The organism is Brevibacillus sp. B_LB10_24, from assembly GCF_046036945.1.
In the GTDB taxonomy this organism is placed as follows: domain Bacteria; phylum Bacillota; class Bacilli; order Brevibacillales; family Brevibacillaceae; genus Brevibacillus_C.
The window spans coordinates 24,892-35,103 of sequence record NZ_JBJQOQ010000047.1; the positions used below are offsets into that span (position 1 = coordinate 24,892).

Sequence of the window (10,212 nt, forward strand, 5' to 3'; positions counted from 1 at the left end):
TCGGCAGTCGAGTAGGCCCAGCACAAACCTGCCTGCTTGCCAATCATTTAGCCGAAATGTCCCGATCTTCGAACGCAGGAGGTTAACACAACGAAAGGTGACTCTCTGCGCTTAGAGGGCCACCTGTTTTCTTCGAAAATGCTTCCAAAAGAATAGAAGGAGGTATAGAGATTGGCTAAATCAACTCGTGTTCTCTTAGGTCAAATGGTTCGCCAGCAGAGGCGGCAGGTCAGGGAAACGGAGGCCATGCACCGAGACCTGGTGGCACAAACCACCAGCATTAGGCAAGAGATGCAAGCGAATCAGGCGCGTACCGAACTAATCTTGGATGAGCTGCTGCAGACTCTGCAACAGCAAGGAGCCGCCCTCTCCCAAATCCAGCAAGTGATGGCCCAGCAATCAGCGCTTCTGGCACAGATAGCAGAAAATACAGCTCAACGGCCCCAGCTGCCCGAAGCTTAAATGATGGCCTACAACTCTTCGATGATATCCCCCGCTATAAGCGAACCCTGGTCATGCCGTTTTGCCGCCGCTCTGTCACCGGCCGCACCGTGAAGCCAGACACCCAGACAAGCGGCCAGGCTCGCCTGAAAGCCCTGTGCCGCCAAACTTCCGATCACACCGGCCAACACGTCCCCACTTCCCGCAGTAGCCATGCCGGGATTGCCCGTCGGATTGATATAGACCGCTCCATCAGGTGCAGCCACCACCGTCCCGGCTCCCTTCAACACGACAACCACATGATGGCGAAGGGCATAGCTTTTGGCCACCTCGATCCGGTTTTGCTGCACTTCCGCTGTGGTCGCCCCGGCCAGCCTGGACATCTCCCCAGGATGAGGGGTGAGGATCACCTCGCCCCCCCTCCTTGGCCAAGCGGCAAAGTCGGCGTCGGCGAGCATGTTTAACGCGTCCGCATCGAGCACAAGCGGGCAATCGCTCTTCTCCCAGAGCAGGCGCAGCCACTTAGCATCTCCGGAAAAGCGGCCCAGTCCGGGACCGATTACTGCCGCATCCCGGTCAGTAAACAACTGCAGCAGGGACTGGACATTTTGCAGGTCGTGTCCCGTTCCCGGGATGCCTGACAGCATCACCTCGGGGACCCGCCCGATCAGAGCGGGAAGCAATTCATCCGGCACCGCCCAGGTGACCAGCCCGGAGCCTGCCCGCAGCGCCGCTTTGCTGCAGAGCAGGCCGGCTCCGCTCATCTGCCGGCTCCCGGCACAGACCAGCAGATGGCCAAAGGTGCCCTTGTGACTGTCCGGCTTCCTCGGCAGCGCCGGATCCAGGCCGAATTCCTCCCGAAACAGCCGCTCTCCCAGCAAATAGGTATGAATGCCAAACTGTCGGGCAAGATCAGGCCAAATCCCGATCTGCCCTACCGCGACCTGTCCGGCAGTCTCTGCTCCGGGCTGCTGCACCAATCCTCGTTTGAGGAAGGCGAGCGCCACAGTACGGGCTGCGCGGATACAAGGGTCGTGCACCCGGCCTGTATCCGGGTCAAGCCCGCTGGGAATGTCGACGGAGATGATCGGCAGCCCGCTCTCATTCGCTGCCCGAATCAGTTCGGCATACGATCCGCGGGGCGCCCCTTTCGATCCTGTTCCGATCAGGGCGTCAACGATTCCGTCGTACGAGTGCCAATCAATCGGTGCACGGCCATACGTCTGTGTTGGCACGCCAAGCCGGGACGCCAAATCGCGCTGAAAGCCGGCATCACCGCTCAACTGTTCAGGCGATACGGCGTAGATCACCGTCGCTTCCATGCCGCTCTCGATCAGGTGTCTGGCCGCAACCAGGCCGTCTCCGCCGTTGTTTCCCTTCCCGGCGAGGACCGCCCAGCGGGCCGAACGGCCTGGACGAGCCAGCCCCGATTCGCGGGAAAACCGCTCCACTTCACGGGCTACCGCGGCCCCGGCGTTTTCCATCAGTACGATGGCAGGCAGCCCAATCGCTTTGATCGTGTGTTCATCCAGCTTTCGCATTTCTTCGGCAGTCAATACGTACACCTGAAAACAACTCCCTTCCAAAAGGAGGTCAAGAAAAGGCAGGCTTACGTGCCTGCCACTTGCCTTGCGGTATCGCCCTGCCCGTTGGAACGATCCAGGACGTATTTTGTCAGCTCGACCGTCATCTGGTAGTAGGAAAACGGCGTGATCAGGTAGATGCCCTGGAAGTATTTCATCGCCGTATCAAGCAGTTCTTTTGCCATTGCCGTACCCTCGCGGCGTCCTTCCTCGCCCTGCAGCTCCTTCATCCGCTCAAGCGCCGCCTGGGACAGCTTGATCCCCGGGACTTCGTTGTGCAGGAACTGCGCGTTGCGCCAGCCTGTGAGCGGCATGATGCCGATAAAGATCGGGATGTCGATATGCTTCGTCGCGTTGTAGATCAGCTCGATCGTTTCCGCATCGTAGACGGGCTGGGTCATAATGAAGTCGGCCCCTGCTTCCACCTTTTTCTCCAGACGCTGCACCGCTGCTTCGATCTTCCGGACGTGCGGATTAAAGGCGGCTCCGACGACGAACTGCGCCTTTTGCTTCAAAGGCCTGCCGGAGAAAGAGAAACCCTCGTTCAGCTGTTTGATCATGCGGATCAAATCAAACGAAGTCACGTCAAATACGGAACTGGCTCCCGGCAGGTCGCCAAACTTGGACGGGTCGCCCGTGATGACCAGCACCTGATCGATGCCCAGTGCATGCAGGCCCATCAGATGGGACTGCTGGCCGATCAGATTGCGGTCGCGGCAGGCGATGTGCAAGAGCGGGTCGATGCCGAACCGGTGTCTCATCATCGCGCCCAGGGCCATATTGCTCATCCGCACATTCGCCAATGAGTTGTCCGCCAAGGTGATCGCATCGGCTCCCGCATTGTGCAGTTCGCAGCAGCCGTGGAGAAATTGGTCTGCGTCCAGATCCTTGGGCGGGTCAAACTCCACGATGATCGTATGCCGCTCTTTTACCTGCTCCACGATCGTCGGCAGCTGTCTCTGCTTGACGCTGTAGAGCGCCGCTGCTTGCCGTTCGTTCTGCCCTGCCTGCGGATTGACCCGCGGCAGCGGCGGCAGATCGGCCAGTGCCTCGGTGATCGCCCGGACGTGGGCCGGAGTGGTGCCGCAGCATCCCCCGATCAAGCGAACGCCGAGCTCGCGCAGGCGAGCCGCGCTTTCCGCAAAGTACTCCGGCGTCGACTTGAACGCGTAGGAGCCGTCCGCCATTCCGAGCCGTCCCGCATTGGGAAAGGCGGAGAGCAGTACGCCATCCGGTACGACACAGCTTTCAAACGAGCGGATGATCTCGGCCGGACCTAACCGGCAGTTCAGTCCGACGGTATCTGCTCCTGCCTGCTGAAGCTGGCGGAAGGCCTCGCCGAGCGTATAGCCATCTCTCGTACGCCCCACTTCCATCGTCGCCAGCTGCGCTAGGATCGGCACGTTCGTCAGCGGGCGGATGACTTCCAGGGCCAGCAGCAGCTCCTCCAGGTCGAGGAAGGTCTCCAGCAATATCCCGTCCACCCCTTCGTGGAGCAGAGCGATCGCCTGTTCTTCAAACAAGTCGCGAAAGCCTTCCATCTGCGGCATCCGCACCCGCCCGGCGATGATCGAGCCTATGCTTCCGACGACAAAGGCGTCATCCCCAGCTGCCTCCCTGGCGATTTGCACCGCCGCCCGATTGATCCGGGCCACCCGGTTTTCCAGGCCGTAGCGGGAGAGGCTGTCGCGATTGGCCCCGAAGGTATTGGTCTCCAGCAGCCGTGCACCCGCCTCGTAGTAGGCGCTGTGTACATCTTTCACCAGCTTGGGATTGGACAAACAAAGCTCTTCATAGCTGGTGCGGATCGGCACACCCAGCTGGTAAAGCTGGGTAGCCATCGCGCCGTCTCCGATCAGCAGATGTTCGGTCAGATACCCCTTTAAATCTCGTTTACTCCCCATAATACGTCCCTTCTCTCACTTCTTCGTTTCCGTACTTCCTTATACTCACACCTCAAAGACGGACGGTCCGGCGTTAAAGTAACGAGCTTCAGGGTGAGCGAACACCATGGCCGATACGGATGCTTCCGGTTCCATCATAAAGCCCTCTGTCAAATGAATGCCGACATCTTCCGGACGCAGCAAACGGAACAGCTTCTCCTGATCTTCCAAACTCGGGCAGGCCGGGTAGCCAAACGAAACGCGGATTCCTTGATACCGCGCCCCAAGGCGCTCAGCCATCGTCATTTCTGCCGGGTCAGGGAAGCCCCAGACGTCCCGCATCAACTGGTGAACCCGCTCGGCAAAGGCTTCTGCCGTCTCCAGGGCGACCGACTGCAGCGCGTGTGACCGCAGGTAATCGCCGCTCTCCTTCCACTTGGTCGACTGTTCGCGAATGTTGTGTCCGCAGGTGACAGCCAGGAACCCAACGTAATCCATCTCGCCGCTTTCGACGGGACGGAGAAAATCGGACAGGCAGAGATGCGGCTCTTCCGGCTGCCGCGGGAAGGTGAAGCGTTCCACCAGCCGGGTCTGATCGGCAGGATCGTAGACGAGAATATCGTCGCCGTCGGCTTGCGCCGGGAAAAACTGATACATGCCATGGGCCCGGATCAAGCCTTCCTCACGCGCTTCGCGCAGCAGTTCTTCCACGACGCCGTATAATTGAACGGTTTTCTCGTCTCCTTCAGCCAACAGCTTGTCGACATTGCCGCGAACGCCCAGATGCTTACCGAGCAGCATCCGCAGGTTGATATACGGCTGCAGATGGCTGATCGGATAGTCGCGCAAAACGTGCCTTTTCAAATCCTGCGGTACGAAAATCGGGGCGGTTCGACTGACCGCGGATCGCTTCACGCCTGATTTGCCTGATCCCGCTGGTGCCTGCTCGCTTGTTGCGGCAGCCGCCGCAGCTGCTTCCTTGGCTTTTGACTGTTCTTCACGGATCGCCTCTACAGCCGACGGATCCTGCAGTTTGTTGGCCAGGTCGAGACCGTCCATGGCATCCTTGGCATACAGCACCAGCCCGTCGTATTCGGCCGCAATCCGGTTTTGGGTGAATTTACGCGTCAGCGCAGCTCCCCCCACCAGCAGCGGCACATCGATGCCCGCCGAACGCATGTCCTGGGCCGTCACCACCATCTGCTGCGCCGACTTGACAAGCAAGCCCGACAATCCGACAATATCCGGTTTTTCGCTCCGGCAAGCGGCGATCAACTGTTCCGGCGGTACCTTGATGCCTAAGTTCACCACGTTGTACCCGTTGTTGGAGAGGATGATTTCAACCAGATTTTTGCCGATGTCATGGACGTCCCCCTTCACGGTAGCGAGCAGGACCTTTCCTTTGGTGGCCGATTCCGTCTTCTCCATCAGCGGTTCGAGAAACGCCACTGCCGCCTTCATGACTTCGGCACTTTGGAGGACTTCCGCGACGATCAGCTGATTAGCGTTAAACAGCCTTCCGACCTCTTCCATTCCCGCCATCATCGGCCCGTTGATGATATCGAGCGGAGCGTATTTCTTCAGCGCTTCCTCCAGGTCGGGGATCAGGCCCTCTTTCGAGCCTTCCACGACGTAATTGGCCAATCGCTCCTCCAGGGTCAGCGTCGAAGCCTCTTTTTTTACGACTACTTTCTTCTGGCGGTAAAAATCCGTAAAGGCCGCCAGCGTCTCGTCATTGGTTCTGAACAGCAGCGCTTCCGCCAGCTCCCGCTCCTCCTGCGGAATCGAAGCGTAGCGTTCCAGCTTCTCCGTATTGACGATCGCATAATCCAGGCCGGCCAGGGTCGTATGGTACAGGAAGACCGCATTCAGCACTTCCCGACCTGCCGGCGGCAAACCAAACGAGACGTTGCTGACGCCGAGAATCGTCTTGCACTCCGGCATCTCCTGCTTGATCAGGCGGATTCCCTCGACGGTTTCCAACGCCGATCCGATGTACTGTTCATCCCCTGTCCCGACCGGGAAGACCAGCGGGTCAAAAATGATGTCCTGCGGCTTCACCCCGAACTGGTTGACCAAGAGATCGTAGGAGCGCTTCGCCACTTCCAGCTTGCGTTCGCGAGTGACCGCCATCCCGGACTCCTCGATCGTCCCCACGACGACCGCCGCGCCGTAGCGATGGATGAGCGGCACTACTTCTTCAAAGCGCTTTAATCCGTCCTCCAGGTTGATCGAGTTGATGATCGCCTTGCCCTGCGAGAATTTCAACCCCAATTCCAGCACTTCAGCATCGGTCGAGTCGATCATCAGCGGAGCTTTTACCTTTTTCACCACATAGCCGAGAAAGTTCTCCATATCCTTCAGTTCGTCCCGGTCCGGGTCGGCCAGGCAGACGTCGATGACGTGGGCCCCCCGCTTGACCTGGGCGCGGGCGACATCGGACGCTTCCTCATACTGTCCGGCGGCGATCAGATCACGGAACTTTTTCGAACCGATGACGTTTGTCCGCTCGCCGACCAAAAGCGGCCGGTTGTCCTCCTCCACGTAGACGACATCGATCCCCGACACCGCGGCAAGCGGCTTGGATTCCAAGGGACGAGGTTCGTAGCCGCTGAGCGCCTCCGCCATCGCCTTGATGTGTTCCGGCGTCGTTCCACAGCAGCCTCCGGCGATGTTGAGCCATCCTCTTTCGGCAAAAGCGGCCATCTTCGCAGCCAGGGATTGCGGCGATTCATGGTAGTGTCCGTTTTCATCCGGCAAGCCGGCATTGGGGTAGCAGCTTACACCGCACCCGGACAGGTCGGCCAAGGTCCGCAGATGGTCGCGCATGAACTCCGGTCCGGTCGCGCAGTTTAAACCGACCGACACCGGCTTTAGATGTTCGATGGAAACGTAGAACGCTTCGATATTTTGGCCCGCCAGGGTGGTGCCCATCGGCTCGATCGTGCCTGAGATCATCACGGGCACTTCCCGTCCCAGCTCGGAAAAGGCCTGGCGGATACCAATCCCTCCAGCTTTCACATTCAGCGTATCCTGCGACGTCTCCAAGAGCAGCACATCCACTCCGCCGATCATTAAGGCCTTGGCCTGGCGGTAGTAGGTCTCTACCAGCCCTTCAAACGTAACCCCGCCCGTCAGTGACAGCGTCTTGGTCGTCGGACCCATCGATCCGGCTACATAGCGCGGCCACTCGGGAGTGGATGCCGCATCCGCCGCAGCACGGGCGATCCGGGCAGCCTCTATGTTGATTTCTTCGTCCTTCTCCTGCAGGTCGTACTCGGCTAGCACCACCGTAGTCGCCCCGAATGTATTGGTCTCAATGATGTCGGCTCCCGCTTCCAGGTACTTTTCGTGTATAGAGCGAATCACATCCGGCCGGGTGAGGTTGAGGATTTCGTTGCAGCCTTCATACTCCTCGCCGCCAAAGTCTTTTGCTGTCAGGTCTGCCTGCTGCAGCATCGTTCCCATCGCGCCGTCCAATATGAGAATTTTACGACACAGTTGCTCTTGAAAACTCGGTTTGCTCATCGTAAATAACCTCTTTCTGACATAAAAATACCTCTTCCCGGCATATAAGAAGAGGATTGCGCACAAAATGACTATGCTCCTCTCTTATCTGTCAAAGCGAGCGCGCTTTGCTGGAATTGGCACCAGATACCGGTTGCCGAGGCTTCACAGGGCCAGTCCCTCCACCTCTCTTGATAAGAGTACTTGTCATGCAATTTTTTATTCATTATATATTAGCATTTGCTTGCTGCTTCGTCAATGAGCGGTCTTCAGGCTGAATGGTGATCAGCCCATTTTGCCGGGCACCAAGATACCTGCCCACAACAAACTAGTCAAAAGTGTATACACTAGAGCATAATCGAAAGGAGGAGGAACAAGAAATGAGCACATCGTTCTGTGGAGGGTTTTTCGAAAATTTCGCCGTCGTGCTGGTGCTGTTTATTCTACTCGTAATCGTGGGAAGCACAGACAACTAATCGGTATCAAACAAATGCCAGAAGAGCCCGGTCATTGCCGCGGCTCTTTTTGTTTGGGACTGCAGTTCCCCGAGTTTATTCGATATCGATTTATTGGGTTAAGACCCCCACCTCTATAGGTGGGCCTTGAATCAGGTGGGGTAGAGTCCCCATCTGATTCCCCGATGTTCAGCGAAGCTGAACGAGTTCACTGCCTTTTCGATTTGTCAGCAGCACCGCTTTTTGCTACCATGAAGCTAAACCGTACGATGAATGACAAAGGGGTTACACGGATGAACGAGCATGCCCAATTTTTTCCGAGAGATGCATTTATGGCCAAGCTGGACACGGTAAACAAGCTGAAAGAAAACGATTTTGAACGGTACCAGATTGTCAAAGACAAAGAAACTGGACAGCATTACCTGCATTATACGCTGGAGATACTCCGCTTGTCCGAAGGCGGTTACAAAGACCAGTACGATTACTTTCTCCCGCTCCAATCAGACGACGTGCTGGGGATCGTCCTCGCCGAGCAGCCTTATTCGTTTCCGGACCACTGGAAGGAAACGTATCTTCGCAGCGGGCTCGACGATCGGCTGATGTGGTTCGACCCGAAGGAGAACTTCGAGTCATTTGCCGTTGCCGAGGAAGAGCAATCTCTGCTGGAATCGCTGCGCCGCTTTAAATCGGAATGGGAGCACTCCTCAGACAAGGAGGCCCTGACCAGAAAACTGTTCGACGAGCTGGAAGCACAGCGCAAGAAGCCGTCATGTTGAAAGGAAAACAGCAGCAGGTGCGATACCTGCTGCTGTTTTTACTTTCCGCTGCCAAACCAGGTTTTGGCCAGCTGCGATACTACCTGCTTGGGCAGCGACTGGGCTTGTTGCACCTCGCGGCCGTCGGCGTCCACCCCGCGGTAAAGCAGGTTCATGTCGTTCTCAGGGTCGGATTTGGTTTCGAGGGTGAGCTCACCCAGCTTTCCTGCCGCCGTCCACTCTTCGATCATGATCTGGTATTCGCCGGGAGCCAGTTCGATGTAATCTTCATCGGTCACGTCGACAACCGCATAGCCATCCGGCTCAATCTCGGCTTCGTATGTACGTCCGTTCGCCGACTCATAGAGGGCCAGTTCGCCCGGTTCATTCAGGTTTTCGGCAATCGCGGAAAAATCCCGGATTGTCACTTTTACCAATCGCTTCACTTTGCTATCGCCTCCACACCTTACTTTAGCACGAAGCAGGGCAAAGATACCAGCGATCGAACTAGCGATCGAGCAAACGGTTTACCAAGGCGATCTCTTCCCGGTGAGATCCCGATGCGGGAGTCGGCGTTTCCAGGATGACGGGAAGTTCATCTACTTCCGGGGTTTGCAAAAGTTCCACCAACGATTCAGCCCCGATCTCGCCTTGCCCGATGTTGGCATGGCGGTCGCGGCGCGATGCGGACGGGTAGCGGGAATCGTTGAGATGCACGGCCCGCAAATGCGACAGGTAGCCCATGCCCCTCGCTTTCTCAGCCACTTGCGGCCAATTTCCGCCCGTCCACATGCCGCTGGCAAAGGCATGGCAGGTATCGAGGCAAAAGCCGATTTTTTCCGGATGGGCCAGCAGGCTGCGCACTTCGGTCAACTCTTCCAGGGTCGTCCCCATCCGCCCACCCTGCCCCGCGTTGTTCTCCAGCAGGACCAGGGCTTGGCCCTCCCACCTGCCCAGGACCTCGTTTAGCATGCCGATCATCCGTTGGTAGCCGTAGAGCGGATCTGTGCTGGCCCCCTTGTACTGGCCGAAGTGGACGACGATCCCCACGGATCCGCAGGCATCTGCGATCTCCAGATCGTTCAGCAGCGATTGGACCGTTGCCGCATACAGCTCCGGCGCATCTGCCGACAAATTCGTCGGATACGGGGTGTGGGCGATCGAGAGAAGCTGATGTTCCTCGCAATACGCCCGGCACATTGCAGCATCCCGATGGTCAAACTGCTTGACGGACAAGCTGCGCGGATTTTTGGGAAAGTACTGAAACGAACGGGCCCCCAGCGCCAGGGCGGTCTTTGCTGCGGCCAAATAGCCCGATCTGATGCTGACGTGGCAGCCAATCTTCATGTACGCGCATCCCTTCTGCTGCGTTTTTGTGATCGAGTGGAACGCTGGCTCGTTTAGTACGTAGGATCAACCTTTGAGATGCTTCGAATACACACCCTGCAGCTCTTGTCACGTAATGGCAAGCTTTAAGAGTAAGCCAGTTCTCCTCTTTCAAGATACTGCGCACCCTATATACAGAAAACCGGCCCTCCGCCAAGTGAACTGTGACCTTAAATGTAGACAGTTTAAAAAAAGTCCTGCT

General features: G+C 57.6%; 8 protein-coding genes and 1 riboswitch. Of the genes, 3 read left to right on the forward strand and 5 right to left on the reverse strand.

Annotated features, from left to right (window positions below; all coding sequences use genetic code 11):
- Positions 1–171 precede the first annotated feature (171 nt).
- Positions 172–462 carry a hypothetical protein gene (locus ACI7RC_RS25800; RefSeq protein WP_408111035.1) on the forward strand — a complete coding sequence of 97 codons (291 nt, stop codon included), beginning with the start codon at positions 172–174 and terminating at the stop codon, positions 460–462.
- Between the two features lie 8 nt (positions 463–470).
- Here the strand turns inward: ACI7RC_RS25800 and ACI7RC_RS25805 are convergent, their stop codons facing one another.
- From ACI7RC_RS25805 to metH, 3 genes are read right to left on the reverse strand one after another with little or no spacing between them, the layout of a single operon-like run.
- Entirely contained in the window at positions 471–2,006 is a 1,536-nt protein-coding gene (locus ACI7RC_RS25805) for an NAD(P)H-hydrate dehydratase (RefSeq protein WP_408111036.1), read from the reverse strand.
- 44 nt (positions 2,007–2,050) lie between these two features.
- Positions 2,051–3,928, reverse strand: coding sequence for a bifunctional homocysteine S-methyltransferase/methylenetetrahydrofolate reductase (locus ACI7RC_RS25810; protein WP_408111037.1), 1,878 nt, complete (start codon positions 3,926–3,928; stop codon positions 2,051–2,053).
- Positions 3,929–3,973: 45 nt separating this feature from the next.
- Positions 3,974–7,435 carry a methionine synthase gene (gene metH, locus ACI7RC_RS25815; RefSeq protein WP_408111038.1) on the reverse strand — a complete coding sequence of 1,154 codons (3,462 nt, stop codon included), beginning with the start codon at positions 7,433–7,435 and terminating at the stop codon, positions 3,974–3,976.
- Positions 7,436–7,516: 81 nt separating this feature from the next.
- A riboswitch (SAM riboswitch) is annotated at positions 7,517–7,615 on the reverse strand.
- Between the two features lie 179 nt (positions 7,616–7,794).
- Here metH and ACI7RC_RS25820 point away from each other — a divergent pair.
- Positions 7,795–7,890, forward strand: a complete 96-nt coding sequence (locus ACI7RC_RS25820; RefSeq protein WP_019119770.1) for a YjcZ family sporulation protein — start codon at positions 7,795–7,797, stop codon at positions 7,888–7,890.
- Between the two features lie 272 nt (positions 7,891–8,162).
- Positions 8,163–8,645, forward strand: coding sequence for a hypothetical protein (locus ACI7RC_RS25825; RefSeq protein ID WP_408111039.1), 483 nt, complete (start codon positions 8,163–8,165; stop codon positions 8,643–8,645).
- Positions 8,646–8,683: 38 nt separating this feature from the next.
- Here the strand turns inward: ACI7RC_RS25825 and ACI7RC_RS25830 are convergent, their stop codons facing one another.
- Both ACI7RC_RS25830 and ACI7RC_RS25835 read right to left on the reverse strand, forming a co-directional pair.
- A complete protein-coding gene (locus tag ACI7RC_RS25830) occupies positions 8,684–9,070 on the reverse strand; it encodes a hypothetical protein (protein ID WP_408111040.1) in 387 nt (128 codons plus the stop codon).
- A 61-nt stretch (positions 9,071–9,131) separates the two neighbouring features.
- Positions 9,132–9,971 (reverse strand): deoxyribonuclease IV, encoded by an 840-nt coding sequence (locus tag ACI7RC_RS25835; RefSeq protein ID WP_408111041.1) that lies wholly within the window; start codon positions 9,969–9,971, stop codon positions 9,132–9,134.
- Positions 9,972–10,212: the final 241 nt, after the last annotated feature.